This is a genomic window from Pseudoalteromonas holothuriae, assembly GCF_945859825.1.
In the GTDB taxonomy this organism is placed as follows: domain Bacteria; phylum Pseudomonadota; class Gammaproteobacteria; order Enterobacterales; family Alteromonadaceae; genus Pseudoalteromonas; species Pseudoalteromonas holothuriae.
This window is the reverse complement of sequence record NZ_CAMAPC010000004.1, coordinates 25,518-52,091: the sequence shown is the minus strand read 5'-3', so window position 1 is coordinate 52,091 and position 26,574 is coordinate 25,518. Positions and strand designations below refer to the sequence as shown.

The following is a 26,574-nucleotide window of genomic DNA, read 5'->3' as shown; positions in this document are numbered from 1 at the left end:
CTTTTGTATAAATCTTTTATCAGATTGTTTTACAGGATAAAATAGTTGGAATGGCTTTTTTGAGTTCATAAATAGGCATTGGGCGAGCAATAAAGAAGCCTTGGCCATAATCAACACCAATTTCTTTTAGCGCTTTAAATATTTCGATATTTTCAACATACTCCGCAACAGAGCGCTTATCTAGCGAATGACTAATGTCGTGCACGGCTTTTACTAATGCTAAATCAATTGGGTCATTAAGCATATCGCGCACAAATGAGCCATCAATTTTTACATGCTGTGCTGGTAGCTGTTTTAAGTAGCTAAAGGTGCTAAAACCAGTACCAAAATCATCAATTGAAAAATGACAACCTAGTTGATTTAGTTTCGCAATCATAGACTGAGTTGCGCTAAGATTATTGATGCTTGCAGATTCTGTAATTTCAAAAATAATGTTTTCAGCTGCCACCTGATGTTCTACTAAACAGGCTTGTATATGAGGAAGTAGTCGCTCATCTAAAAATGATTGTGCAGAGAGGTTGATTGCTATTTGATTTAGTGAGTCGTGAGCAGCCACAGCTGCAATGGCATTTTTAATCACACATTGATCCATCAAGAAAGTATCATTAAGTAGCTCCAGTGCAGGTATAAACTGATTTGGATAAATGAGTTCGTTCTTTATAACTAAGCGCAATAGTGCCTCAAAATAGGCTATGGTATTATTTTTAAAGTCCCAAATGGGTTGATAGTGTAGCTCTATTAGGTTGTTTTGCAGCGCTTCTCTGACACTATGTCCCCACTCTAAACCTGCTTGCAATGTGCTATTATTAGCGTCTTCTTTAGTGTAGCAATGCACTAAGTTACGGCCTAAGTTTTTGGCAATGTATAAGGCAATATCCGCTTGTTTTAAGCACTCATTCGCATCATGATTTTCTATCGTAATTTGTGTTAAGCCAATTGAGCAGCTTATCGAGTAGCTATGTTCTTCAGAGTGAAATTTATGTTTTTCAATTGCCATACAAATACTTTCAGCAGCTATATGCGCATCAAGTAAGTTGGTATTGCTTAAAATAATTGCAAATTCGTCACCGCCAATGCGGAAGGTTAAATGTTCATCACTGATATTTTTGCCAAACAGCTGCGACACTTCTTTTAAAACAATGTCGCCTTGCTGGTGTCCTTTACTATCATTGATGATTTTAAAGTGATCTAAATCTATATACAGTAAAGCATGCTCTACATGTTTAGATTGTGTTACTGAAGCACATATTTTGTTCAGTTGTTGGTCAAAATAATATCTGTTGTGCAAACCCGTTAATGTATCATGTAGTGCTAAGTGGCGTAGTTGTAGTTCTGCTTGTTTTCGTTCATGAATGTTATCTAGCGTTGCTGTAATCGTTACTTTGCTTTTACTATTTTTGATTAATTGAAAGCGACACTCAACCCATATTTGATGTTGCTTTTGGTGAGCTATTTGTAGTTCTATTTTGGCTTGCTGCTGCTGCGCATTAATTATCTTTTTAAGCACTTCTTGTAGCGCATTACGATGCTCTGCTGTGACAAATTGGCACAGAGACTGCCCCAAACTTGTTTTGATGCCAAACCCAGATAATGCTTCCCAAGCAGGGTTAATAAAGCGGATTAACCCTTGTTGATCTAATTCCATGACGACCGTATTGAGATGTAATAAGATACGCTGATGCGCAGAAAATAGGTCCTTATAGTTTTGTTCGCTGCGACTTAATTGCGATACCTTTTCTTCAAATTCAGCATAACTAACCATAAAATCTTCACGACGAGCAGCGTGGTCACAGACTTTGCTTAAAATTGAAATATCGTAGGGCTCACGAACAAAATCGGTCACACCAAGTAATAATAGCTGTTCAGCATAATCGGCATCTCTGCTATCAATTATGGTGACAATAGCTTGGTTGGGGTTATGTTTTAAAATACTGCCAACAAGTTCTTTAGCTGCATTACCACGGGTTGCTGTTGCATCAAGTAAAATAATAGCATAGCTTTGCTGCCTAAAAAGCGATAAGGCATCATGGGTGGTATGGACGTGTTGGCAAGCAAAGCCCAGAGATAGGTGTTGGCAAATTTCATCAGCTCTTTGCTGATTTGGTTCAAGTAATAAAAGGTTTAGGCGGCTACTTTTCTCTAAATGTGTAGATAGCACGTTCGCTAAAGTATGTGGCAGTTGAGCATGGCGCTCAAAAGGCAATACAGCATCAATGCTATAGCTTCTAGCTGTTGTTTCAGCTATACGCTCGCAGTAAATAGGTGGAATTAATAGAATAGGTGTATTTTTTGGGGTTTGTAGTAAACCTGAACGAACCATACGTGAAAAACGCCAGCCATCTATTTTGCCAACGTCCAGCCCAGTAATTACCACATCGACAGCCTGCTTTTTGAGAAACTGCAAGGCAATTTGACTGTCTTCACATTCAACAAAAGTGAAGACATCAAGGCTATGTAGGGTATTTTTTATTGTATTTCGCTCTTGCTCACTAGAGTTTACAATCAATAAATTTAATTGTTTGGCCACAATTAACGCCTTAACTCCAATTTAAAATTAAACAACAAGCGACACCTCGGTACTGAATAAACTTTAACTAGCTGATTTTTATTGTTAATCACTTCAAATAACAGAACATTTATAATTACTTGCAAATTATCAACTTTAGGCTTTATATAACGGTGCTAGGTTAATGCTATTTTCGCAAGGTTACAAGCACTTGATTTAGCCTACAGGGATCTCTAGACTTGGCGCCAATTTCCTTACATGAGATGTTGTCATGCGCGTAGCTGATTTTAGTTTTGAACTTCCAGATGAATTAATTGCTCGTCATCCAAAAAAAGAGCGTTCAAGTAGCCGTTTACTGGCTCTTGATGGAAATAGCGGTCTTATTTCCCATAAAATTTTTACTGATATTGTGGATATGCTGCAACCCAATGACGTCATGATTTTTAACAATACTAAAGTGATTCCAGCACGTATGTTTGGACAAAAATCGACAGGAGGAAAGGTCGAAGTATTAGTCGAGCGTGTGCTGGATGAGCATAGAGTGTTGGCACATGTTCGCTCTAGTAAATCGCCTAAAGCGGGTACTACTTTGATTCTTGAAGGTAAAGCCGAAGTTAAAATGTTAGGTCGTCAGGGGGAGTTGTTTGAATTACAATTTGCTGGTGAGCAAGGTGTATTTGATATTCTAGAAGAAATTGGCCATATGCCTTTGCCACCTTATATTGATAGACCGGATGAAGAAGAAGACAAACAGCGTTATCAGACCGTTTACAATGAAAAGCCAGGTGCTGTCGCAGCGCCAACAGCGGGGCTGCATTTTGATGAAAGTCTGTTGCAAAACATCAAAAATAAAGGCATAGAAATGGCGTTTATTACGTTGCATGTAGGCGCAGGTACATTCCAACCCGTGCGTGTAGAGTCGGTTGATGAGCATGTCATGCACAGCGAATATATTGAAGTACCACAGCAGGTGGTAGATACCATTGCGGCAGCAAAAGCTAAAGGCGGGAGAGTTATTGCTGTTGGAACTACTTCAGTGCGCTCTTTGGAGTCAGCAGCTAAGGTGCATGGTGGAGAACTAAAAGCTTTTACTGGCGACACTGATATCTTTATTTACCCTGGATATGAATTTAACGTAGTTGATGCGATGGTGACTAACTTTCATTTACCAGAATCAACTTTGATAATGCTCGTAAGTGCATTTTCTGGTCAAGATAATATTATGCAGGCTTATAACACAGCGATAGAACAAAAATATCGATTCTTCAGTTATGGTGATGCAATGTTTTTATCTAAACAGCTTACAAAGTAGTCTTAGTTCTGAATAAGCGAATTTGTCTAATAAGGCTGTAGTGCTTATTCTCTGGATTGTTTTTCTGTTGAAAGAGATATCATCATTGGATGCAAGTAATATAGGTGACAAAGTATTCCATATTTGAAAACCCTTATCCAAACTTGAAGTAAAATAATATCAACCCAGCGAATGCTGGGTTTTTTATTTGTTTACGTTGTTTTACTCTCCCTTATCTTTAAAACCGTATTTTCGGCCCAATAATTAGAATTACTCAAGCAAACAAGGTAGAATTGGGCAGTTTTTTCACCAGATTGTTAAACTGCTTTGTTGTTAGCAACTGTTAACGTTGGACTGTTTTTCCGACTTTGAGGTAATAATGAAATTTGAATTAGACTGTACAGATGGTAAAGCGCGTCGTGGTCGTCTTGTTTTTGAACGAGGTGTAGTAGAGACCCCCGCATTTATGCCTGTGGGTACGTATGGTACTGTTAAAGGTATGACTCCTGATGAGTTAAAAGGCACTGGCGCGCAAATTTGTCTTGGTAACACCTTTCATTTAATGTTGCGCCCAGGTACTGAAATTATTAAACAACATGGTGACCTTCATGATTTTATGAACTGGGACAAGCCTATATTGACTGACTCTGGTGGTTTTCAGGTGTTTAGTTTAGGTGCTATGCGTAAAATCACTGAAGAAGGCGTTATGTTTCAATCACCAGTAAATGGTGAGAAAATCATGCTATCTCCAGAAAAAGCGATGCAAGTACAGAGTGATTTAGGCTCTGATATCGTCATGATTTTTGATGAATGTACCCCTTATCCTGCAACAGAGAAAGAAGCTAAAGATTCAATGGAATTGTCACTGCGCTGGGCTAAACGCTCTAAAGAAGGGCATGGTGATAATCCATCTGCGCTGTTTGGCATTATTCAAGGTGGGATGTATCCAGAGTTGCGTGCACAGTCACAAAAAGGTTTAGAAAATATTGGCTTTGATGGTTACGCTTTAGGTGGATTATCTGTCGGTGAACCGAAAGAGGATATGATCCGCATCCTTGATCATTGTGCTTATAAAATGCCAGAAGATAAACCTCGCTATTTGATGGGAGTTGGTAAACCTGAAGATTTAGTAGAGTCCGTAAGGCGTGGTATTGATATGTTTGATTGCGTCATGCCTACAAGAAACGCGCGCAATGGTCATTTATTTATTACCGGTGGCATCGTTAAAATTCGCAATGCAGTACATAAAACGGATACGGGTCCATTAGACCCTGAGTGTGACTGTCATACTTGTGAAAATTATTCTCGTGCTTATTTACATCATTTAGATAAATGTAATGAAATCTTAGGAGCACGCTTAAATACAATTCATAACTTACGTTATTATCAACGTGTTATGGAAGGATTACGCAATGCTATCAGTAAAGGTGAGTTAGATGCCTTCGTAGCAGATTTTTATGCACGCCGTGGTCAACCTGTACCACCGTTAGCAGAAACTGAATAAGATTAAATATAAAATTTAAAGAGGAAGTGTTATGAGTTTATTTATGTCGAGTGCGCATGCAAGCACTGCAGGTGCATCGCCTGCAGGTGGTGGTATGGAAATGTTGATTATGCTGGCTATTTTTGGTCTGGTATTTTACTTCTTAATATACCGTCCACAAGCTAAGCGTGTTAAAGATCATAAAAGCCTAATGGGTGCATTAGCGAAGGGTGATGAAGTACTGACTCAAGGTGGCTTGGTAGGTAAAATTACGAAGGTTGCTGATGATAAAGATTTTGTCGTTATTGCACTTAATGACCAAGCTGAAGTAACGGTACAAAAATCAGCAGTTTCTGCTGTTCTACCGAAAGGTACAATGAAGTCACTGTAAGAAAAATAATAAAAGGGATAATCCAGTGTTAAATAAGTATCCAATGTGGAAATACTTACTGGTACTCGTTGTGTTGGCTGTGGGTATCTTATATGCCACACCAAATTTGTATGGCCGTGATCCGGCTATACAAATTTCTGGTACCAAAGGTGCTAGTGCTGACTTAAGCGTGCTAGATCAAGTAAATAATACACTCGCAAAGAACAACATCACAGTAAAGTCGTCAGTATTTGAGAATGGTCAAGTATTGGTGCGGTTTAAAAATGTAGAAGAGCAACTGAAAGCGCAAGACATATTGCGTGTTAATTTGAGTGAAGACTATATTTCTGCGATTAATATGAGCCCTGCACAACCTGAATGGTTAAAAGCCTTAGGTGGTAATCCAATGAAGTTGGGCTTGGATTTAAGTGGCGGTGTGCACTTTACTATGGAAGTAGATATGGTTACTGCGCTTGATAACGCGCTTGAGACCATGGAACAAGATTTTAAGAGCGACTTGCGTGGAGAAAAGTTACGTTATCGCTCAGTACGTCGCGTCGCTGGCAGCGATAGATTACAAGTAACGATGCGTGAGGCGACTGATAAAGAAGCTGCAGAGCGCTTCTTACAAAGTCGTTATCCGCTTTATAACTTTATTGATGACAGTAGCAATGATGTTGCATTTTATGTGAATTTAAGCGATCAGAAGTTTAAAGAAATTCGTGACTATGCTATCAAGCAAAACGAAACTATCATCCGCAATCGAATTAACCAACTAGGTGTTGCTGAGCCCAATGTTCAGCGACAAGGTGCCGAGCGTATTATTGTGCAATTGCCAGGTGTACAAGATACTGCAAGAGCGAAAGAGATTTTAGGTGCCACAGCCACTTTAGAGTTCCGTGAAGTGGATGAAAATGCTGATGTGCGCGCTGCTGCACAAGGGCGTATTCCACCGGGTACTGAAGTCATTAACCACAAAGATGGCTTTCCTGTGGTATTGAAAAAACGTATCATCCTAGAAGGGAGTCATATAACTGGTGCGCAGTCTGGCATGGACGAATACCAGCGTCCACAAGTGAGTATTAACCTTGATAGTAAAGGTGGCGCAAAAATGAATGCGTTTACTAAACGTGCTATCGGTAAGCGCATGGCAACAGTATTTATTGAGTACAAACCATCAGGTAAGAAAGATGCAAGTGGTAAAGCACTACCGCCAATTAAAGTCGAAGAAGTCATTAATGTTGCAACAATTCAAGCACGGTTAAATAACTCTTTCCGTATTACTGGAATTGATAACCCCGCCGAAGCACATAACTTGAGCTTATTACTTCGTGCAGGCGCTTTGGTTGCACCAATCCAAATTGTAGAAGAGCGCACGGTAGGTCCAAGTTTAGGTCAAGAAAATATTGATGCAGGTATGACGGCTGTGGGGCTAGGTTTTGCATTTGTATTAGCCTTTATGTTGGCTTATTACAAAGGTTTCGGGTTAGTTGCAAACCTTGCATTAGCGGCGAACTTAGTATTAATCGTTGGCGTTATGTCGATGATCCCTGGGGCGACACTAACCTTACCGGGTATCGCAGGTATTGTGTTAACGGTAGGTATGGCTGTGGATGCAAATGTGCTTATTTTTGAGCGCATTCGAGAAGAATTAGCCGATGGTCGTAGTCCTCAGCAAGCTGTACATCACGGTTATGATAGTGCATTTAGCACAATTTTTGATGCTAACATCACCACGCTAATTGCTGCAATTATTTTGTTCTCAGTTGGTACAGGACCAATTGCAGGGTTCGCAGTGACGTTGGCGATTGGTATTATTACTTCCATGTTTACAGCCATCGTTGGCACCCGTGCGGTGATCAATTTTTGTATTGGTGGTAAACGTGTTGAGAAGCTTTCTATCTAGGAGACGGGTATGCAGTTATTAAACTTAAAAGACACTATCCGCTTCATGTCGGCAAGAAAGCTTACAATGGCTTTCTCTGCGCTGCTGATAGTGGCGTCAATTGCTTCAATGGCAATTCGTGGATTGAACTTTGGCTTAGATTTCACGGGTGGTACTGCCGTTGAAGTTGGTTTTTCACAGCCAGCTGATTTAAAAAATATTCGCGATGTACTCGCTGAAAATGGGTTTGCAGATGCATCGGTACAGCTATTTGGTACCAGTCAAGAAGTACTGGTTCGCTTAGCGCCTCGTGGCGATGATGTTAAAGCTGAAGAGATAGGTAATCAACTTATTGCTGCATTACAACAGGCTGATAGTAGTGTAGAAATGCGTCGTATCGAGTTTGTAGGACCAAGTGTCGGTGAGGATCTCAAAGAACAAGGTGGTTTAGCTATGTTAACTGCCATGATCTGTATCTTGATTTATGTCGCATTTCGTTTTGAGTGGCGTTTTGCACTTGGTGCGGTTGCTGCTTTGTTCCATGATGTGATCTTGACGATGGGATTGTTTTCGTTACTTGATCTTGAGTTTGACTTAACCATATTAGCTGCGATTTTGGCTGTTATAGGTTACTCGTTAAATGATACGATTGTTGTTTCAGACCGTATCCGTGAGAACTTCAGAAAAGTGCGCATTGACGATACAATTGAAATAATTAATATTTCTTTAACTCAAACACTTAACCGTACATTAGTAACATCAATTACCACTATATTGGTATTGGTCGCGTTATTTGTATGGGGTGGACAAACAATTCATGGATTTGCCACAGCACTGTTGTTTGGTGTTTTCATCGGTACTTATTCTTCTGTCTATGTTGCCAGCTCAGTTGCTGTTGCAATGGGGGTAAGTAAAGAAGACTTAATTCCAGTTGAAGTAGAAAAAGAAGGCGCCGATCTTGATGCGATGCCTTAATACTAAATAATTAAAAAAAGCCGCGTCAATGCGGCTTTTTTTATAGTTTTTGGCATTGAGTAGGTACAATTTTAATGATTAAAACATTCGCTGTGATAATAGCATGTGTAGTTATTACAGCGTGTATTGAGCAAAATAAATCTTTGCAAGTGCATGATTCGCCTAAATTGTTGGTTTTGTTGAATACATATAGTGAACAGCTACAAAAGTTACAGCTTGCTTTATATGCAGATGTAAAGCGGCAAGCGCTTAAAACACAAAGTGATGAGCTTCATATCACGGCGCAAACCATGCTCGCAGTATTTGCTGATCAAAAATCACAGTGCGTGGACTATATTTCGCAGTTGTTATTAATATCAAATGAGTTGCAAATAAATCCTTTAAAACAGCGTTCTGATGAATATATTCAAAGTTTACTTCCGCAATTTGAGCTACCTATTTGTTATCACCTTAAAGACTTGTTAATACAGCCCATTATTTTGTTATCTTTGGCAAGTAATTTTGGGGAGCAGCAAAGTAATTATTACATTGCACAAGTTGAGATAGCAGAATTGATGGCGCACCTACAGCTTGTAAAAAAGAGCCTAATAAATGAGGAAGATGCACACTTAACTTACAGTTACTAGTCAGTGTGCAATATAAGAATTTACTTATATAAACGGTTCCATGCACAAGTCACATAGCCATTTTTTTCAAAATAAAAATTCCAACAATTATCATCATAGTTCGAGTTGCCTACATCTATTCGATAGCCGCTGATGTACCAGTTATGTAACGAGATAAAACGGCCATTATTAAGTAATGAAAAGTGAACATGTGGCCCGCTAGAGCTACCTCCTTGGCATAAAGCTTGATTTCTATTGTTAGCATAACGACCTAGCCACGCACCCGAGGAGATCGTATCGCCGCTTTGATATTGCAAGTTGTCCATATGGTAGTATTGAGTAGCGTAGCCACTAGAATGAGTTACGCGAATACTACAAGATGAGTAGCGAGTAACACGCCCACTGTGGGATGCTTGTACCCAGGGCGTGTTGCTTCCCCAGCCACCTGAACCATTGTTAAAGTCTAATGAAGAATAAGGGTAACCTGAGCCTGTATTTGAATGAGCTCCACCGCTGTACCATGCATTTCCAGAAGGCCAAGGTAGTCGCATAGTGAAATTGACTTGTGGCTGTACATTTTGCACTTGAATATGGTTTTTTTCATTGGCTTGCAACATGCTTTTACCAAATAAGAGCTCGTATTGAACAAGTAGTTTATTTAAATCAGTGCGCTGATTTTCCAACATGCTCACAATCGCTACGGTGCTGGCATTAGTGGACACAAGCGTATTTTTTATATTCAGTTCGACATATTGCTGATATGCATAATAGCGTTTACTGAGTGACAGCGCGATATCTTCAACTTGTTTATCAAACCCTTTATGAGTTGAAAGGTTACCAAACGGTGCATTTAAGTTTTGTTTATTGGGTGTGCTGAGCACTTGACTCTGTGTTTCCATCAAAGCAAGTAATAACTTAGGGCTGATGCTGCTATAACCTGACCAGTGCAGCAGGACTTCTTTTTTACTTTCTAAATGTGGAGCATAACTCATGAGGAAGTTTTCTAAATCATAATGTTGTAACGAATTACTAAACAAGAAAGACTGCTCTTCTATTACTTGAATTGAATATAACTGGAGGCTTTTAAGAGCCTGTTCATCGAAAGTGAATTCACTGATGTGACTATGCTGCCCTTGTGCTATGACTGCTTTTGAGAGTAGTAAGCTACCTAGTATTAATGCAGTTGATATTGTTTTCATGTTGTATCCTTTTTAAACAATCGGCTCATTGATTATAGATTGAATGTAAATTTAGTGTGAAATAAATGGTGTTGATTTGGGGGTCTTTGTCATCATTTGTTTACGGTTTAAGTCTGGAAACCAGTATCGAAGGGGAGAAAATATATATGAACGTATCTGATATTATTTTGTTTAAAGGTCGAATATTTTATAAAAAACAGTCACTTTAAACCTAGTATTAGGTAAGCAGGTACAAACTGCAAAACCCTTATGATTAAACAAATTTGCTTATATGCGCTGCCAATGCTCTAAGCAATCTAAAAATATGAGTTAAATAGACTATTTTGTGTCTTTATTGTGTTGTTTGATGTGAAAATGCACTAAGTAGTTTCTCTTGCAATCAAGCACTTCCAAAGTTTTATATCAAAAACAGCTAAAACTTGCTAATTGTTCATTTATTGACTAATTGTTTAGTTGTCGTGTAGTTAACTTGTGATGAAGTTCACATGTTTAGACAGTCATCCAAATAATAATAATGGTTATTCATCGTTTGCCTCAGTTAGCAAATGGATAACGCAGGAGGCGTCAAATGAACAAATACCTATCGGTGGTCAGTGCATTTTTGCTTACTACTCCTTTATTTTCCTATGGCAATAGTGCATTTAACATGCGCGAAGGTGTCACAGATATCAGTCAAAATGTTTATCAGCTCCATATGACTATATTCTTGATTTGCTGTGCAATAGGGGTAGTGGTTTTTGCAGTAATGTTCTGGGCTATGATCTACCATCGAAAGTCTAAAGGTGCTCAACCAGCGCAGTTTCATGAAAGCACAAAGGTTGAGATACTCTGGACTGCAATTCCTTTTGTTATTTTAGTAGCCATGGCTGTTCCGGCGACAAAAACTCTGATTGCAATGGAGGATGTGAGTAAGGCTGACTTAACCATTAAAGTAACTGGTTCACAATGGAAGTGGCATTATGAATATATGGGGCATGATGTTGACTTTTACTCTGTGCTATCTACGCCAAGAGCACAAATTGATGATTTAGAAGAAAAATCAGAAAACTATTTACTAGAGGTAGATAAGCCTTTGGTTATTCCTACAGACAAAAAAGTACGCTTTTTAATGACGTCAGATGATGTAATTCACTCGTGGTGGGTACCTGATTTTGCGGTTAAAAAAGATGCGAATCCAGGCTTTATCAATGAAGCTTGGACACGTGTAAATGAAGAGGGCATCTACAGAGGTCAGTGTGCTGAGCTATGTGGTAAAGATCATGGTTTTATGCCGATTGTGGTAGATGCGCGCTCGCCAGAAGCGTTTGAACATTGGTTAACTAATGCAAAGCAGCAAAAACTAGAGGCTGCTGCTGCAAGCGTTGCACTGTTAGATCAAACCCTCAGTAAAGACGAATTAATGCAAACAGGTGAACAAGTGTACATGGCATATTGCGCCGCTTGTCACCAGCCTACAGGTATGGGTTTACCCGGTGTCTTTCCTGCGGTTAAAGGCAGCCCTATTGTGTTAGGTGAGGTCAAAGATCACATTGATATTATTTTGCATGGTAAACCTGGAACCGCAATGCAAGCATTTGCCAAGCAATTATCTATAAAAGAAATTGCAGGGGTTGTGACATATAAGCGCAATAGCTGGGGAAATGACTTAGACCAAGTAATACAACCGAGCGAAGTACAGGCACGTATAGATGCAAATAAGGAGGCTGGTAAATGAGCACCGTAGCGCAATCAGAACAAAATCATCATGATCATCATGCAGCTAAGGGATTTAAACGTTGGTTATATACCACCAATCATAAAGACATTGGTTCATTATATTTAATTTTTTCGCTGACGATGTTTTTAATCGGCGGCGCCATGGCGATGGTAATTAGAGCTGAGCTTTTTCAGCCAGGTTTACAGTTAGTTGACCCTCACTTTTTTAATCAAATGACAACAGTTCACGGTTTGATTATGGTATTTGGGGCTGTTATGCCTGCTTTTACTGGCCTTGCAAATTGGATGGTCCCGATGATGATCGGTGCGCCTGACATGGCATTACCTAGAATGAATAACTGGAGCTTTTGGATATTACCGTTTGCCTTTGCAATTTTATTGATGTCTTTGTTTATGGAGGGAGGCGGACCTGCATTTGGTTGGACTTTTTATGCACCTCTTTCTACAACTTACAGTAATGACAATACAGCGCTATTCGTTTTTGCCGTTCATATTATGGGTATTAGCTCTATTATGGGTGCCATTAATGTCATTGTAACTATAGTGAATTTGCGAGCCCCAGGTATGACTTGGATGAAGCTGCCATTATTTGTTTGGACTTGGTTGATCACGGCATTTTTGTTAATTGCAGTCATGCCCGTATTGGCAGGTGCTGTCACAATGGTTTTGACCGACAAGTATTTTGGTACTAGCTTTTTTGATGCGGCAGGTGGGGGGGACCCCGTGATGTTCCAGCATATTTTTTGGTTCTTTGGTCACCCTGAAGTGTACATTATGATTTTACCTGCGTTTGGTATTATTTCTACCATCATACCTACTTTCTCTCGCAAGAAGTTATTTGGTTATGCATCGATGGTATATGCCACATCATCCATCGCTTTATTGTCATTCATCGTATGGGCACACCACATGTTTACAACGGGAATGCCGTTAGCTGGAGAGCTATTTTTCATGTACGCAACCATGTTGATATCAGTACCTACGGGTGTGAAAGTATTCAACTGGGTCGCAACGATGTGGAGAGGATCAATTAGTTTTGAAGTGCCAATGCTATTTTCAATTGCATTTATTGTATTGTTTACCTTAGGTGGTTTCTCTGGGTTGATGTTGGCAATTACACCTGCAGATTTCCAATATCATGATACCTACTTTGTTGTGGCACATTTTCATTATGTGTTAGTGACTGGAGCAATATTTTCAATCATGGCTGGTGCCTATTATTGGTTACCAAAGTGGACTGGGCATATGTATAACGAGAGGTTAGCAAAATTACACTTTTGGTTATCTTTAGTGAGTGTCAATGTGCTGTTCTTCCCAATGCATTTTGTTGGTCTTGCAGGTATGCCAAGACGGATCCCTGATTATGCACTTCAGTTTGCTGATTTTAATGCTCTGATAAGTATCGGTGGGTTTGCTTTTGGTTTATCTCAACTCCTGTTTGTTGCCGTTGTATACAAGTGTGCGAAAGGCGGTGCAGCTGTGCCAGATAAAGTATGGGATGGTGCTGAGGGGCTAGAATGGGAAGTGCCTTCGCCTGCGCCTTATCATACTTTCTCAACACCGCCAGAGGTGAAGTAATGCCTCACAGTAGCTTGTTAAAAAAGCTGACACTAGTAGTGATTGGTATGTTTGCCTTTGCCTTTGCGTTGGTGCCACTTTACGATGTGTTTTGCGATGTAACAGGCTTAAATGGAAAACCGTCCTTAGAAGTAGCTACTGAGAGTAATAAGGTACTTACTTCTAGGACTGTTGATGTGAGTTTCACTACCCACAGTCAAAGAAATGCGCCATTTGAAGTTAATTCACGCCAATATAGCGTTAATGTGAGCCCTGGCGAAATGGTAGAAGTGAAGTTTAGTGCGAAGAACCTCAGCTCTGAAGCAAGGGTTATGCAAGCAGTACCTTCGGTTAGTCCAGGTAAGGCAGCTAAATATTTACATAAAATGGCGTGTTTTTGCTTTGATCAGCAGCCATTTTCTGCCAACCAAGAAGTTGAATTCACGTTAGTATTTTATGTAGATACTGAATTACCCGAAGAGATTGAAGAGCTTACCCTGTCGTATACCGTATTTGATATTAGCGAAGCTACGGCAAGCAATACGGTAGCGGCTAAGCAACAGGCAGGTTAGGAGATAATAATGGAAAAGTATGAGCAATATTATGTACCCGAGCAAAGTCATTGGCCAATAGTTGGAGCCGTGGCGATGTTTTTGATAGCCGTAGGCGCAGGCCTTACGGTAATGCAGTTATCCAGTGATGTGGGCTATGGCCAATATGTATTATATGCAGGCCTAATTATTCTGTTTTATATGCTATTTGGTTGGATAAAAAATGTTATCCATGAGTCTCAAACTGGGCTGTATTCAGCTCAAATGGACCGCTCATTTAGACAAAGTATGAGTTGGTTTATATTTTCTGAAGTAATGTTCTTTGGAGCATTCTTTGGTGCTTTATTCTACGCAAGAGTGCTGTCTGTTCCTTGGCTTGGCGGTGCGGGTAATAACGCAATGACCAATGAGGTATTGTGGCCTACTTTTGAAGCTGTTTGGCCCCTGCTGTCAACCCCTGCAGGAGAGACGACACAAGCAATGGGATGGCAGGGATTGCCGTTGATCAACACTCTTATACTACTTACTTCGTCTGTTACTTTACATTTTGCACATGTGGCAATTGAACAAGACCAACGTGCAAAAGTAAAACTATTCTTGGGTGCAACGGTAGCGCTGGGATGTATATTTTTAGCGCTACAGGTACTTGAGTATATGCATGCATATGCTGATTTAGATTTGACTTTACAAGCGGGTATCTATGGAAATACCTTCTACATGCTTACTGGCTTTCATGGCGTGCATGTGACTTTAGGAACAATATTGTTATTGATTGTATTGTTAAGACTTTTCAAAGGACATTTTACTGCTAAACAACATTTTGCCTTTCAAGCAGCTGCTTGGTATTGGCATTTTGTGGACGTTGTTTGGTTATGTTTATTTGTATTTGTATATGTGCTGTAAGGCTTGGGGTGCGATTCAATTGAATCGCACCTAACTTCGCAGCAATGATTATAATGATTAAAACAACTGCGGAGAAAATAACTCGACGACCTAAATAGAGCGACATGGGTTTTCCTTCAGTAGGATTTTGCAGCATCAAAAATAATGCTCTAAATAAATTAAAAATAATAAATAGCAGTAAAAAAATAATAATAAATTTAATTAGCATAGTGAGTCCTTATGCAGCAAAGAGTTAAGCTCAAGTCTAGTTCAGTTATTACCTTGGTGTTAGTCACCGTAGTAATTTTTAGTTGTTTAGCATTAGCGCTTTGGCAGTGGCAGCGTGCTGCAGATAAACAACAACTGCAACAGCAACAAGATTTGCAGTTAGGGCTAAGTGCAATACAAACACTTTCATTATCGGCTGCAAAAAATAACGGTTTGTCTACGATACTTAAAGGGCGCTTCTCTTCTCACTTAATTTGGTTTCTAGACAACCAAGTACTCAATGGTAAGGCGGGGTTTGACGCTTTGGCACTTTTTACCTTAAATGACTATCCAAACAAAAAGGTGTTGGTCAATTTGGGGTTTGTTGAAGCTTTGGGTATGCGCAAAACACCTTCTATTTCTTTACCTGAACATGAGGTATCCCTTGAAGTGATTATCAAGTCCAAAGATATCAAGGGCTTCACCTTAGCTTCTAAGTCAAATATGAATATACAGCAACCACAGCTTTTACAATATGTGGATTTAGAGTTTTTAAGTCGATCGACGCAGCAGTCCTTATTTCAATTGGTCGCTTATCAACAAGGTGTTGATGCTATTGTGGCAATCCCACATTACCAACATGTTGTTATGCCTGCTGATAAACACCGTGCTTATGCATTGCAGTGGCTATTAATTGCTGTTGCTGCAGGTGCCATCGCTTTTTTTGCTATTAAAAGAGGAAAATACGAATGATACAAAGGCCTCTTGGAATCTTTATCGTTTGCTGTTTAGTACCTTTGATATTGGCGTATGCTGCTATAAAACTTGATTGGTTACCGCAGCACACTACAAATCATGGTCAGTTTTTACCTTCAGAGTTACGAGTTCCCAGTTGGCAATCAAAGGGGGAGCAGCTTTGGAGCATTGCCATTAATGCCCCCGACTCTTGTCAAAGTCAGTGTGATGTACAATTTGAAGCATTGGAAAAGCTCTACATCGCACTTGGGAAACATCAAAAAGATGTTTCTCTGGTGGTATTTAACCGAACATTTGGTGAGCAAATTTCACCTCAATATCAAAGCTATACTTTACATGAGAAACTGCCACCAGCAAGTTTGTACTTGATAGATCATCGCGGGTTGTTGGTATTACAGTATGCATATTTTGATGATCAGGATAAAAATCGTATCGAACAAAAAGGACTCATTAAAGATCTAAAAAAATTATTAAAATATGCGCGTAGTAGCTAAGGAATAAATGATGAATAAAGGATATAAGCTGCTAGTTTTGACAAGTTGTATGTTGGCTTTGGTTGTGGTGTCTTTAGGTGCATATACGCGTTTAAGTAACGCCGGCCTTGGTTGTCCAGACTGGCCAGGCTGTTATGGCTTTTTAACGGTGCCTAATGAGTCTCATGAGCTTTCTGTTGTTGAGGAAAATTTTCCGAATGCGCAAGTGGAGCCCAAAAAAGCGTGGATTGAAATGATACATCGCTACTTTGCATCCCTATTGGGGTTGTTAATCGTGGTGTTATGTATTATCGCATTCAAATATCGTTTCTCTAATGGTCCTCACGTAAGTCCTCGATTGAAGCATTCAATTGGGTTACTGGTACTGGTGCTGTTTCAAGGGATGCTCGGTATGTGGACGGTTACTATGAACCTACAACCGTTTATTGTAATGGGCCATTTATTAGGAGGGTTTACAATTCTCGCGTTATTGGTGTTGTTACTATTACGTACACATCACAGTGGTATAACGCAAGCGAGGCCTAACCAGCACAGGTCTTTTTTATTAGCAATTTTTGCACTCTGTGTGTTGATTATACAAATTGCACTAGGGGGTTGGGTTGCAGCTAACTATGCGGCTCCACATTGTTCCGGTTTGCCTATTTGCAGTAACATTGAGTTATTCTCCATCAAAAGCTTACTTCATTTACCCGTTGGGCAAAGTAACTATGAATTTGGTGTATTACCGTTTGAAACTAGGTTATCTATTCACTTTTTACATCGTATTTGGGCTGTTGTTACAGCAGTAACTCTTTTTTGGGTTAGCTGGCGAATTTTTTATAAAGAACAAAACGTTGAAATACAAAGTGCTGTAAAACTAGTCTGTACGTTTTTAGTGGCGCAGCTCGTACTTGGTGGATTGATAGTTCATCTTCAATTTCCATTACTGCTTACTCTTTTTCATAACATTATGGCAGCATTGTTACTGCTTGCTATGGTCCGGTTATGCTTTTTATTAACGTCTAAACAAGGAGTTGCAATATGACAGTATTACATGTGCCTGCCAAGTGGCATTTATCTCCAAAACAAGTGTTAAGCAACTACTTAGCAATTTGTAAAATTAAAGTTGTACTTATGTTGGTATTGACTGCTTGGATTGGTATTGCACTGGCACCAGATATGCAACGTGGTTGGGTATCTCAAGTAATGAGTCTGCTAGGGATTGGTTTTTTGTCAGCGGCTGCTGCTGCCATTAACCACATTGTAGATAGAGAAATAGACAAAAAAATGGCTAGAACTCGGCATAGACCAATTGCCAGTGCCCAACTGAGTATCACAAATGCACTGCTGTTTGCTTTGATACTTTCCATATTAGGCTGTGCGCTGTTAATTATTTGGAGTAACCTGCTGTGCACAATCCTTACTCTTGGCGCATTGGTTGGCTATGCTGTGATTTACACTTTGTTTTTGAAACGAGCCACACCACAAAATATAGTGATAGGTGGGCTCGCCGGTGCGATGCCGCCATTGCTGGGTTGGGTAAGTGAAACAGGCACTTTAAGTGCACCACCTTGGCTGCTTGTGATGATTATATTTACATGGACACCACCTCACTTTTGGGCACTGGCAATAGCGCGTAAAAATGATTATCAAAGAGCTAATATTCCTATGCTGCCAGTAACGCATGGTGTAGCTTTTACTAAGTTATGTATTATCGCCTATAGTGTGTTGCTGGGCATTGTGTGCTTATTACCTTACTTAATTGGCATGTCAGGCTGGGTTTATTTGAGTAGTGCATGCTTACTCAACGCTGTATTTATCAGTAAAAGTATTAACTTATACTGGCACCAGAGTGAGCAACAAGCGATGGCACTTTTTCGTTTTTCTATCAGCTATTTACTGATATTATTCATTGCATTATTTATTGACCAATGGTTGCTACAATGAAATGGCTATGGATATTAGTTGTGATGGTTTTGGCCTCTTGTACTGAACTGCCAGAGGTCTCAGAGCATACACTTCACTATAAAAACGCAAAGTCATTGAGTGCATTTGAATTATATGATCAACATCAACAGATGGTCACGAATAAAGACTTGAAAGGGCAGTGGACCTTGGTCTTTTTAGGGTATACCCACTGTCCTGATATTTGCCCAATGACATTAGCAAAACTAAGCCAAGTTTATGATCAATTGCAGGTGAATAACAAGCTAACCGTATGGTTTATCTCGGTTGATCCTAATCGAGATGATGCCTCAAAACGAAGAGCATATATTGACTATTTCAATAAAGAGTTTAAAGGATTAAGTAATGTTCACGCTCAGCTCTTTCCATTAGTGAGAAATATGGGCTTAATCTATGCAATTAGTAATTCAGACCAGCCTGACTATTATGTTGATCACAGTGCATCAGTTGCATTGATAAATCCTCAAGGTAACTTAAGCGCAATCTTTAAAGCTAAATTTTTGGCGGGAGAAGTGCCACTTATTGATGCAAGTTTAATTGCTGAAGACTTTCAAATCATTGCCGCACAGTATGCCAACAAATTTTAGTTGGCGTGCTGACATTCGCATTACTCTCTAACACCTTCATTAATTTGTCTTTATTAGCATAAGTTTTATGGCTTTTTTGATATCTACGTCTAAGCTAAATTTATGAGTTATTAAATCTAAACTGTGCCCATATATGTTAAAGCTTCCTTCAGAGTTAGCTGTTAGCCAAGTTGAAGAGTTACACCAGTTACTATTACAAGAACTGGAGATAGAACAGGATATAACTATAGACATATCTGAAGTAACTCGTATTGATACAGCGTCAATTCAATTGCTTTGTGCATTGCAAAAGCACTTTCTTACAGTTAGCCACAAGCTCATTTGGCATGGAAACAGCCAAGCACTTTTAAATTCAGTTGAAGAGCTTGGTTTAACGGAATTCTTGGCTCTCAATGATAGAAATTAAGGGGTTGGTATGAAGAAAATTTTAGCTGTGGACGATTCTGCATCAATGAGGCAAATGGTCGGTTTTACATTAAAAAAAGCGGGGTTTGATGTTACCGAAGCACGTGATGGTAGTGAGGCTCTAAGTATTGCAAAACAACAAGGGTTTGATGCTGTTATCTCTGATGTGAATATGCCCATTATGGATGGCATTACATTAATTCGAGAGTTACGCAATCTACCTAACTATAAATTTACGCCTTTGTTGATGCTGACAACTGAGTCAGGCCTAGAAAAAAAGACTGAAGGCAAAGCTGCAGGCGCAACAGGCTGGATAGTAAAACCCTTTAATCCCGAGCAGTTACTAGCAGTGTTGAAAAAAGTAATACGTTAACTTAAGGAGCTGGGTTTATGAGTATTGATCTTAGCCAGTTTTTTGAGGTGTTCTTTGAAGAAAGTTTTGAAGGACTCGATGCAATGGAGTCTGAGTTATTGAACTTGGAACCAGGCAAAGAAGACAGCGAAACAATTAATACCATATTTCGTGCTGCACATTCTATTAAAGGCGGCAGCGGTACTTTTGGTTTTACTTCTGTATCCGATTTTACCCATGTACTTGAAACTTTGCTGGATCAAGTACGTGATGGTCGGCGTACCCTCACCACAGAACATGTAGATTTGCTGTTAAAGTCGGTCGATTGCTTAAGAACCCTTCTGCGAGCGCTACAATCAGAGCAAGAGCCTGATTTGACTGAAGCTGATGCGTTACGAAGTAAGTTTGAAGAGATTTTAGGCATTGCAGAGGCCACTGCTTGTGAGTCTAATGATGAAAAAGCCGATGAGATAACACAAAGCACCTATCAAATTGATTTTAAGCCTAAAGCGCACTTGTTTAAAACAGGTAATGAGCCGCTATTTATGATCAGTGAATTAGGGGAGCTAGGAGAAATTGAAACACAAGTATTTCATGATGCGATCCCCGACATTGCGCAGCTTCATCCTGATGAGTGCTTTTTAAGTTGGCGCTTTTTCTTAACTACAGACAGTGACAGCAAAGCAATAGAAGAGATATTTGAATGGGTAGAAGATGATGCCGAGATCACGATAACTGTATGCGGTGGTATTTTTGAAGCATCTACAGAAACACTATCAGAACCTGAAAGCGCAGATGGTAAATCTGCAGAGATATCTTCAGCGTCCATTACGCCACCTAAAGAAATCAACAAAAAAGCAGAACCGCAAAAAAACAATGAGTCATCCACCTCTACGTCAATTCGTGTTGGGATAGATAAAGTAGACTCATTAATTAATATGGTTGGTGAATTGGTGATTACCCAAGCTATGCTGAGTCAAATTGGTGAGCAAGAGATCACCGAGTCTACAATAACAGCCTTACAAGAAGGCCTTGCCCAGTTAGCGCATAACACCAGAGACTTACAAGAGAATGTTATGCGTATTCGGATGTTACCAATCAGTTTTGTGTTTAGTCGTTTTCCGAGGCTAGTTAGAGATATTTCCCAAAAACTGAATAAGCAAGTGGAGCTTAAATTAATTGGTGAGCAAACAGAATTAGATAAAACAGTTATGGAAAAAATATCTGATCCTATGGTTCATCTGGTGCGCAACTCATTGGATCATGGCTTAGAAACGCCCGACAAGCGCATTGCAGCAGGTAAAGAACCAGTCGGTACCGTTACGCTTAATGCCTTCCACCAAGGAGGCAATATAGTGATTGAGATTATGGATGATGGTCAGGGATTAAATACTGATAAAATTCGTAGTAAAGCCATCGCAAATGGCCTAATCCAAGCACACGATGAACTGACAGCAGATGAGATCAACGAGCTTATTTTTATGCCGGGCTTCTCTACGGCTGATGAAGTGAGTGATATATCTGGACGAGGTGTTGGCATGGATGTAGTCAGGAGAAATATTCAAGCTCTAAATGGTTCTGTTGAAGTCGCTTCTGCGTCAGGCGTTGGGTCTACGTTTACCATTCGTTTGCCGTTAACTTTGGCCATTCTTGATGGGCAGCTGGTTCAGGTAGCACGTCATACTTATATTATTCCACTTATTTCGATTGTTGAGTCCTTGCAAATTGATATCACTAAAGTGAGTAGAGTGGGCAAAGATTTAGATGTACTTAGACTCAGAGATGAGTACATACCTATTTTACGTTTGTACGATATTTTTAATCATCAAGGCGCAATCGAAGAGCTAGATAAGACTCTTCTGGTGGTGGTTGAAAGTGATAATCACAAAGTAGGCATACTCGTTGATGATCTATTAGCACAGCAGCAAGTTGTAATAAAAAGTTTAGAAGCTAACTATCAAAAGGTTGATGGCATTTCAGGTGCGACAATATTAGGCGATGGTAGAGTGTCTTTGATAGTAGACATCACAGGGTTAATAAAGTTAAGCGGTTTAAAGCGGCCAGGAACACAGGAGTTGTTGGTTGAACAACAGGGTAGTGAGGTGGCTTGATGAGTGAGCGTATTCAGTTAAACCAGCAGTTAAGCCTTGGGAAGCAGCAGGACGAAAACCAATATTTAACGTTTATGATGGCCGATGAAGAGTATGGCCTGGATATATTAGCTGTGCAAGAAATTCGAGGCTGGGAGGAGATCACCGCTATCCCTAATGCGGCTGATTTTGTTAAGGGTGCAATTAATTTACGCGGCACGATAGTACCAATTATAGATCTCAGGCTTAGATTTGGGATCTCTAGTATCGACTACGGACCACTTACAGTTGTCATTGTGGTGTCTGTATACATACGCGAACAGCAAAAAGTAATGGGGTTGGTTGTTGACGCAGTATCAGATGTTTATAGCATTTCGGAAGAAAAAGCAAAGGATGTTCCAGACTTTCAAGATTCTAACAATGCACAATATGTTTCTGGTTTAGTCAATGTAGGTGAAAAAATGGTGGTTTTGCTCAACTTAGCAAAAGTACTGGATCTTAATGCAAAGTAAATCGCGCAAAGGTTGAGATTAAAGGAAAGGGTGAGAGCATGCAAAGTGAGAACAATAATAAGTTATTAGTTATTGCAGTAGTGCTGGTGGCAGCAATTATAGGATCATTCCAGCTATTGGGTATAACAATCACTGGTAAAAGTGGCTTAATTATCGGGTTTCCAGTGATAGTTACGTTGGCTGCTACTTTATATGTGAAGCAACTTCTTGATAGCCTTACTCGTAAGCTTGTTTGTTTAAATACGGCAATACCTTACTTGCGGTTAACCGATCAGGATGTGCTTGCTAGATTAGATTTGAGTGCTTTGCCTGAACTGGCACGGGCAGTTAGCACAAATGTCGAAGCTGATAAAGATAAAAATCATATTGAGAGTCTGCTCAATGCCTTACATACCTGCCAGGCTAACATCATGATTGCAGATACTAATTTGAATATTACATATTTAAATGAGTCAGTTCGGAAAATGCTTAAGGCAAACGAAAGCCGTTTAAAAGAGGGCTTACCGCTATTTAACGTAGATAGTTTAGTTGGTACTAATATTGATGATTTTCACAAAAACCCAGCTCATCAGCGAGGTATTTTAGCCACCCTTAACAGGGTCTATACGACGCAGATTGAAGTTTCTGGTCTGACTTTTGATTTAATCGCAACCCCCGTTTTTAACGCTGAAAATGAACGTATATCAACTTTAGTTGAGTGGAAAGATATTACTGAAAAGCTTGCATCTGAACACAAGCAAGCGGTGCTTGCAGCGAATAATGCAAGGATTTCTAGTGCTTTGGATGTTTGCCAAGCGAATGTCATGCTGGCTGATGGAGATTGTAATATTGTTTATGCTAATCACTCTGTATTACAAATGCTGGGGGAGAATCAAGCTCAACTTCGCCAAGCGTTGCCTAATTTCGACACAAAGAACCTGATTGGTGAGTGCATCGATGTTTTTCACGTTAACGCAAGTCACCAGCGTAAGTTACTAGAGGGATTAACTGAAACCTATATCACTGAGATACAAGTAGCAGGATTTACGTTCGGGTTAATTGCAACCCCAGTGTTTGATGAAGAGAATAACCGTTTAGGCACAGTGGTTGAATGGGAAGATAAAACTGAACGATTAGAAAGAGAGAAAAAAGAAAAAGAAGCAGCTTATGAAAATGTACGAGTGAAACGAGCACTTGATAATGTAGCGACAAACACCATGATTGCCAATCACGAACATGACATCGTTTATATGAATAAAGCGGTGACAAATATGATGAGTAATGCACAAAGTGATATTCGTAAAGACTTGCCTCAGTTTGATGTCAATTCACTTCTTGGAGCCAATGTGGATGTATTTCACAAGAACCCAGCTCACCAACGAGGCTTATTAGATAAGCTGACAACAGTTTACAAAACTGAAATTTCAGTTGGTGGGCGCACATTTGGTTTAGTTGCCAATCCGATTCTTAATGACGAAGGTGAGAGAATTGGCACGGTTGTGGAGTGGGATGATAGAACCATAGAAGTCGCAATTGAAAAAGAAGTGAATGATTTAGTTATCTCTGCAGGTGGAGGTAATTTGAGCATTCGCTTAAATGAACAAGGAAAGGATGGGTTTTATTTACGTCTGGCCAAGGGCTTAAATGAGTTAATTGGTATTGTAGACGATGCGGTGTCAGATACTGCACAGATGCTAGACGCATTGGCCAATGGTAATTTAACTCGTCGTATTACAGGAGAGTACGAAGGCGCTTTTGATAAATTAAAACGAGATGCAAATAGTACAGCTGACAGATTAACTGATGTGATAAACAAAATTAGCTCATCAGCAGGATTGGTTGCCAGTGGTGCAGAGGAAATATCTCAAGGTAATGCAGATTTGAGCCAGCGTACCGAGGAGCAAGCTTCATCATTGGAAGAAACAGCCTCTAGTATGGAGCAGATGACCAGTACAGTGAAGCAAAATGCGGACAATGCCAAAGTAGCGAATGGATTGGCTGAGGAGACGTGTGATAAAGCGATTCTTGGTGGTGAAGTGGTCAGTCGTGCAGTGGAAAGCATGTCGGCTATTAATGAATCTAGTAAGAAAATAGCCGATATTATTGGTGTAATCGATGAAATAGCATTTCAGACAAACTTACTTGCGTTAAATGCAGCGGTAGAAGCTGCAAGAGCAGGAGAGCAAGGTCGTGGTTTTGCGGTAGTTGCTGGTGAAGTACGCAACTTGGCTCAGCGTTCCGCTGGTGCCGCAAAGGAAATTAAAGACTTAATCAGAGATAGTGTAGGAAAAGTGGAAGATGGTACTTTGCTTGTTAACGAGTCAGGGTCAACTCTAAAAGATATTGTTGCTTCGGTTAAGCGTGTTACAGAAATGATATCAGACATTGCCGAAGCGTCAGTGGAACAAAGTTCGGGTATAGAGCAAGTTAACAAAGCCGTGGCACAAATGGATGAGATGACCCAGCAAAATGCTGCGCTCGTTGAACAGGCTTCTGCAGCCGGGGAATCCATGGCTGAACAAGCAAATGATATGCGCAAGCAGCTTCACTTTTTTGTGATTGATAACAGTAATGAGCAAGCAATGCTCCCTCCTCAAATGTCTACCGCCAACGTAACGACCAGTTCTCACTTACAAAGCCATAAGACGACTGAGCATACTAAGTTAGAGAATAAACCTATGTCGAACGGGAACAAGTTTGCCGATGCCTCTGAAGAGTGGGAAGAGTTCTAAGCGTGCTTCCCGAGCGGCTAAGCGCCGCTCATATTAGAGGTTTTTTTAAATTGGAGTAAACATGAGAGAGTTTCTCTTTACGGACGATGATTTTCAAGGGTTATCAAAGCGTGTGTATAAGGCGTGCGGTATTGTTCTTGGGCCGCATAAAAAAGAAATGGTGTACTCTCGGATAGCTCGTAGAATTAGAGCCAATGGGCTAACGTCATTTAAGCAATATATAGCATTAGTTGATAATGATTCAGAGCAAGAGTTTAGCCACTTTATCAATGCAATAACTACAAACTTAACGTCTTTTTTCAGGGAAAGTCATCACTTTGAACATTTATCTAATGTATTAGTAAGTGAGATGATAAAGAGGAACTCAGCATCTAAAAGAGTACGTATTTGGTCTGCTGGGTGCTCCACAGGTGAAGAGCCTTACAGCATCGCAATGACGATTCAAGGCCGTTTTCCTACTGATTGGGATGTGAAGATTCTTGCAACTGATCTAGATTCTAGTGTGTTAGCTAAAGCTCAGGAAGGTGTTTATAGTGCGCGTAGCATTAATGGTTTAGAGCAGGAAGAATTAAGAAAGTGGTTTTTGAAAAGCGCAGATGGTGAATCTTACAAAGTGAAGCCAACTCTTCAATCTTTGATTTCATTTAAACGTCTTAATCTGCTAGAAAGTTGGCCTATGAAAGGGCCCTTTGATCTTATATTTTGTAGAAATGTGCTCATATATTTCGATAAAGAAACTAAAGATAAATTATTTTCAGGATACCACAGATTATTAACACCAAGTGGCCACTTGTTTATTGGTCATTCTGAGACTATGGGAAAAGAGCACACGGAATTTATTAATTTAGGGAAAACCATGTATCAAAAGGCTTCTTATGAATAGGGACTTAGCACCGGTACTGGCTGGATTTGAGCACGTAAAACGGTTTTGGGATTCTGGTCGTGCAGCCGTGATTGCAAAAGTATTACCGGGTGAGTTCTATGTATCAAGAAATGATGAATATATCTCTACTGTTTTAGGGTCTTGTATTGCTGCTTGTGTGTATGATGAAGTTAGAGGTATAGGGGGGATGAATCATTTTATGCTCCCTGGGGCAAAAAATGTAGAAGATATCCATGCTGATGATTTAAATTGCCGATATGGCAACTGGGCGATGGAATTCTTAATCAATGAAGTAATAAAAAATGGCGCAGCACGAGCCAATTTGAAGATTAAGCTATTTGGTGGAGGGAAAATTATACGCTCTATGACTGATATAGGAGTGGGTAATATTCGTTTTGCACATGCTTATGTTCAAGAGGAAGGCCTAAACTTGGTTTCTCATGATGTGGGAGGGCCTTGGCCAAGAAAAGTTATGTTTCACCCACAAACTGGCAAAGCACAAGTTAAAAAGTTAAGAGAAATGCATAATGATACGATTGAAAAGCGTGAGGTGCGTTACTTACATGATATTGAGGCTCAAGATGCTAAAACTGATATTGAGTTGTTTTAGGGG

25 protein-coding genes are annotated in these 26,574 nt (G+C 39.8%); 22 read left to right on the top strand and 3 right to left on the bottom strand.

The annotated features are described in order from the left end of the window. Positions 1–19: 19 nt before the first annotated feature. The gene (locus OCI93_RS06595) at positions 20–2,527 is read right to left on the bottom strand and encodes a GGDEF/EAL domain-containing response regulator (protein ID WP_261626079.1); all 2,508 of its coding nucleotides are present in this window, start codon (positions 2,525–2,527) and stop codon (positions 20–22) included. A 250-nt stretch (positions 2,528–2,777) separates the two neighbouring features. Here OCI93_RS06595 and queA point away from each other — a divergent pair, with 250 nt between their 5' ends. The 6 genes from queA to OCI93_RS06565 all read left to right on the top strand — a co-directional run bounded on the left by queA (position 2,778) and on the right by OCI93_RS06565 (position 9,136). After that, positions 2,778–3,818: a tRNA preQ1(34) S-adenosylmethionine ribosyltransferase-isomerase QueA gene (gene queA / locus OCI93_RS06590; RefSeq protein ID WP_261593101.1), complete on the top strand. Its 1,041-nt coding sequence runs from the start codon at positions 2,778–2,780 to the stop codon at positions 3,816–3,818. 358 nt (positions 3,819–4,176) lie between these two features. Continuing rightward, on the top strand, positions 4,177–5,301 hold the full coding sequence (gene tgt / locus OCI93_RS06585; RefSeq protein WP_261626078.1) for a tRNA guanosine(34) transglycosylase Tgt: 1,125 nt from the start codon (positions 4,177–4,179) through the stop codon (positions 5,299–5,301). Between the two features lie 31 nt (positions 5,302–5,332). Further along, a complete protein-coding gene (yajC, locus tag OCI93_RS06580; RefSeq protein ID WP_261593099.1) occupies positions 5,333–5,671 on the top strand; it encodes a preprotein translocase subunit YajC in 339 nt (112 codons plus the stop codon). A gap of 25 nt (positions 5,672–5,696) precedes the next feature. Beyond that, the gene (gene secD / locus OCI93_RS06575; protein ID WP_261626077.1) at positions 5,697–7,556 is read left to right on the top strand and encodes a protein translocase subunit SecD; all 1,860 of its coding nucleotides are present in this window, start codon (positions 5,697–5,699) and stop codon (positions 7,554–7,556) included. A 9-nt stretch (positions 7,557–7,565) separates the two neighbouring features. Then, positions 7,566–8,510 (top strand): protein translocase subunit SecF, encoded by a 945-nt coding sequence (secF, locus tag OCI93_RS06570; RefSeq protein WP_261593097.1) that lies wholly within the window; start codon positions 7,566–7,568, stop codon positions 8,508–8,510. Between the two features lie 74 nt (positions 8,511–8,584). After that, on the top strand, positions 8,585–9,136 hold the full coding sequence (locus tag OCI93_RS06565) for a hypothetical protein (RefSeq protein WP_261626076.1): 552 nt from the start codon (positions 8,585–8,587) through the stop codon (positions 9,134–9,136). 20 nt (positions 9,137–9,156) lie between these two features. Here the strand turns inward: OCI93_RS06565 and OCI93_RS06560 are convergent, their stop codons facing one another. Beyond that, a complete protein-coding gene (locus tag OCI93_RS06560) occupies positions 9,157–10,314 on the bottom strand; it encodes a M23 family metallopeptidase (RefSeq protein WP_261626075.1) in 1,158 nt (385 codons plus the stop codon). A 568-nt stretch (positions 10,315–10,882) separates the two neighbouring features. On the opposite strand from OCI93_RS06560, the gene coxB reads away from it, so the two are divergent. Genes coxB through OCI93_RS06540 form a run of 4 tightly spaced genes read left to right on the top strand, consistent with a single transcriptional unit; the run spans position 10,883 to position 15,041 of the window. Beyond that, positions 10,883–12,028, top strand: coding sequence for a cytochrome c oxidase subunit II (gene coxB / locus OCI93_RS06555; protein ID WP_261626074.1), 1,146 nt, complete (start codon positions 10,883–10,885; stop codon positions 12,026–12,028). Continuing rightward, positions 12,025–13,608 carry a cytochrome c oxidase subunit I gene (gene ctaD, locus OCI93_RS06550; RefSeq protein WP_261593093.1) on the top strand — a complete coding sequence of 528 codons (1,584 nt, stop codon included), beginning with the start codon at positions 12,025–12,027 and terminating at the stop codon, positions 13,606–13,608. Before coxB ends, ctaD begins: the two co-directional genes overlap by 4 nt. Next, the gene (locus tag OCI93_RS06545) at positions 13,608–14,159 is read left to right on the top strand and encodes a cytochrome c oxidase assembly protein (RefSeq protein ID WP_261626073.1); all 552 of its coding nucleotides are present in this window, start codon (positions 13,608–13,610) and stop codon (positions 14,157–14,159) included. The genes ctaD and OCI93_RS06545 overlap by 1 nt, the downstream gene beginning before the upstream one ends. 6 nt (positions 14,160–14,165) lie before the next feature. Beyond that, positions 14,166–15,041 carry a cytochrome c oxidase subunit 3 gene (locus tag OCI93_RS06540; RefSeq protein ID WP_261593233.1) on the top strand — a complete coding sequence of 292 codons (876 nt, stop codon included), beginning with the start codon at positions 14,166–14,168 and terminating at the stop codon, positions 15,039–15,041. On the opposite strand, the gene OCI93_RS21070 is transcribed toward OCI93_RS06540, so the two are convergent. Beyond that, the gene (locus OCI93_RS21070; RefSeq protein WP_315942707.1) at positions 14,947–15,249 is read right to left on the bottom strand and encodes a DUF2909 family protein; all 303 of its coding nucleotides are present in this window, start codon (positions 15,247–15,249) and stop codon (positions 14,947–14,949) included. The genes OCI93_RS06540 and OCI93_RS21070 overlap by 95 nt on opposite strands. Before the next feature lie 11 nt (positions 15,250–15,260). Between OCI93_RS21070 and OCI93_RS06530 the strand changes: the two genes are divergently transcribed. From OCI93_RS06530 to cheD, 12 genes are all read left to right on the top strand, one after another. Then, positions 15,261–15,980 carry an SURF1 family protein gene (locus OCI93_RS06530; RefSeq protein ID WP_261593091.1) on the top strand — a complete coding sequence of 240 codons (720 nt, stop codon included), beginning with the start codon at positions 15,261–15,263 and terminating at the stop codon, positions 15,978–15,980. After that, positions 15,977–16,477, top strand: coding sequence for a transmembrane cytochrome oxidase associated protein (locus tag OCI93_RS06525; RefSeq protein ID WP_261626072.1), 501 nt, complete (start codon positions 15,977–15,979; stop codon positions 16,475–16,477). The genes OCI93_RS06530 and OCI93_RS06525 overlap by 4 nt, the downstream gene beginning before the upstream one ends. 10 nt (positions 16,478–16,487) lie before the next feature. Next, positions 16,488–17,501 carry a COX15/CtaA family protein gene (locus OCI93_RS06520; protein ID WP_261626071.1) on the top strand — a complete coding sequence of 338 codons (1,014 nt, stop codon included), beginning with the start codon at positions 16,488–16,490 and terminating at the stop codon, positions 17,499–17,501. Next, positions 17,498–18,403: a heme o synthase gene (cyoE, locus tag OCI93_RS06515; RefSeq protein WP_261626070.1), complete on the top strand. Its 906-nt coding sequence runs from the start codon at positions 17,498–17,500 to the stop codon at positions 18,401–18,403. The genes OCI93_RS06520 and cyoE overlap by 4 nt, the downstream gene beginning before the upstream one ends. Next, on the top strand, positions 18,400–19,008 hold the full coding sequence (locus tag OCI93_RS06510) for an SCO family protein (protein ID WP_261593088.1): 609 nt from the start codon (positions 18,400–18,402) through the stop codon (positions 19,006–19,008). Before cyoE ends, OCI93_RS06510 begins: the two co-directional genes overlap by 4 nt. 133 nt (positions 19,009–19,141) lie before the next feature. Beyond that, entirely contained in the window at positions 19,142–19,414 is a 273-nt protein-coding gene (locus tag OCI93_RS06505; RefSeq protein ID WP_261593087.1) for an STAS domain-containing protein, read from the top strand. Positions 19,415–19,423: 9 nt separating this feature from the next. Then, the gene (locus tag OCI93_RS06500; RefSeq protein WP_261593086.1) at positions 19,424–19,786 is read left to right on the top strand and encodes a response regulator; all 363 of its coding nucleotides are present in this window, start codon (positions 19,424–19,426) and stop codon (positions 19,784–19,786) included. Positions 19,787–19,803: 17 nt separating this feature from the next. Then, the gene (locus tag OCI93_RS06495; protein WP_261626069.1) at positions 19,804–21,876 is read left to right on the top strand and encodes a chemotaxis protein CheA; all 2,073 of its coding nucleotides are present in this window, start codon (positions 19,804–19,806) and stop codon (positions 21,874–21,876) included. Then, positions 21,873–22,367: a chemotaxis protein CheW gene (locus OCI93_RS06490; protein WP_261593084.1), complete on the top strand. Its 495-nt coding sequence runs from the start codon at positions 21,873–21,875 to the stop codon at positions 22,365–22,367. Before OCI93_RS06495 ends, OCI93_RS06490 begins: the two co-directional genes overlap by 4 nt. 38 nt (positions 22,368–22,405) lie before the next feature. Beyond that, entirely contained in the window at positions 22,406–25,078 is a 2,673-nt protein-coding gene (locus OCI93_RS06485; RefSeq protein WP_261626068.1) for a methyl-accepting chemotaxis protein, read from the top strand. Between the two features lie 61 nt (positions 25,079–25,139). Beyond that, on the top strand, positions 25,140–25,961 hold the full coding sequence (locus OCI93_RS06480) for a CheR family methyltransferase (RefSeq protein WP_261626067.1): 822 nt from the start codon (positions 25,140–25,142) through the stop codon (positions 25,959–25,961). Further along, positions 25,954–26,571: a chemoreceptor glutamine deamidase CheD gene (gene cheD / locus OCI93_RS06475; protein WP_261593079.1), complete on the top strand. Its 618-nt coding sequence runs from the start codon at positions 25,954–25,956 to the stop codon at positions 26,569–26,571. The genes OCI93_RS06480 and cheD overlap by 8 nt, the downstream gene beginning before the upstream one ends. Positions 26,572–26,574: the final 3 nt, after the last annotated feature.

What these genes read in the sequence shown, in the direction of transcription:
- queA (WP_261593101.1), top strand. Translation starts at nt 2,778, where the DNA reads ATGCGCGTAGCTGATTTTAGTTTTGAACTTCCAGATGAATTAATTGCT.
- tgt (WP_261626078.1), top strand. Translation starts at nt 4,177, where the DNA reads ATGAAATTTGAATTAGACTGTACAGATGGTAAAGCGCGTCGTGGTCGT.
- yajC (WP_261593099.1), top strand. Translation starts at nt 5,333, where the DNA reads ATGAGTTTATTTATGTCGAGTGCGCATGCAAGCACTGCAGGTGCATCG.
- secF (WP_261593097.1), top strand. Translation starts at nt 7,566, where the DNA reads ATGCAGTTATTAAACTTAAAAGACACTATCCGCTTCATGTCGGCAAGA.
- OCI93_RS06565 (WP_261626076.1), top strand. Translation starts at nt 8,585, where the DNA reads ATGATTAAAACATTCGCTGTGATAATAGCATGTGTAGTTATTACAGCG.
- OCI93_RS06560 (WP_261626075.1), bottom strand. Translation starts at nt 10,314, where the DNA reads ATGAAAACAATATCAACTGCATTAATACTAGGTAGCTTACTACTCTCA.
- coxB (WP_261626074.1), top strand. Translation starts at nt 10,883, where the DNA reads ATGAACAAATACCTATCGGTGGTCAGTGCATTTTTGCTTACTACTCCT.
- ctaD (WP_261593093.1), top strand. Translation starts at nt 12,025, where the DNA reads ATGAGCACCGTAGCGCAATCAGAACAAAATCATCATGATCATCATGCA.
- OCI93_RS06545 (WP_261626073.1), top strand. Translation starts at nt 13,608, where the DNA reads ATGCCTCACAGTAGCTTGTTAAAAAAGCTGACACTAGTAGTGATTGGT.
- OCI93_RS21070 (WP_315942707.1), bottom strand. Translation starts at nt 15,249, where the DNA reads ATGCTAATTAAATTTATTATTATTTTTTTACTGCTATTTATTATTTTT.
- OCI93_RS06530 (WP_261593091.1), top strand. Translation starts at nt 15,261, where the DNA reads ATGCAGCAAAGAGTTAAGCTCAAGTCTAGTTCAGTTATTACCTTGGTG.
- OCI93_RS06525 (WP_261626072.1), top strand. Translation starts at nt 15,977, where the DNA reads ATGATACAAAGGCCTCTTGGAATCTTTATCGTTTGCTGTTTAGTACCT.
- OCI93_RS06520 (WP_261626071.1), top strand. Translation starts at nt 16,488, where the DNA reads ATGAATAAAGGATATAAGCTGCTAGTTTTGACAAGTTGTATGTTGGCT.
- cyoE (WP_261626070.1), top strand. Translation starts at nt 17,498, where the DNA reads ATGACAGTATTACATGTGCCTGCCAAGTGGCATTTATCTCCAAAACAA.
- OCI93_RS06510 (WP_261593088.1), top strand. Translation starts at nt 18,400, where the DNA reads ATGAAATGGCTATGGATATTAGTTGTGATGGTTTTGGCCTCTTGTACT.
- OCI93_RS06505 (WP_261593087.1), top strand. Translation starts at nt 19,142, where the DNA reads ATGTTAAAGCTTCCTTCAGAGTTAGCTGTTAGCCAAGTTGAAGAGTTA.
- OCI93_RS06500 (WP_261593086.1), top strand. Translation starts at nt 19,424, where the DNA reads ATGAAGAAAATTTTAGCTGTGGACGATTCTGCATCAATGAGGCAAATG.
- OCI93_RS06495 (WP_261626069.1), top strand. Translation starts at nt 19,804, where the DNA reads ATGAGTATTGATCTTAGCCAGTTTTTTGAGGTGTTCTTTGAAGAAAGT.
- OCI93_RS06485 (WP_261626068.1), top strand. Translation starts at nt 22,406, where the DNA reads ATGCAAAGTGAGAACAATAATAAGTTATTAGTTATTGCAGTAGTGCTG.
- OCI93_RS06480 (WP_261626067.1), top strand. Translation starts at nt 25,140, where the DNA reads ATGAGAGAGTTTCTCTTTACGGACGATGATTTTCAAGGGTTATCAAAG.
- cheD (WP_261593079.1), top strand. Translation starts at nt 25,954, where the DNA reads ATGAATAGGGACTTAGCACCGGTACTGGCTGGATTTGAGCACGTAAAA.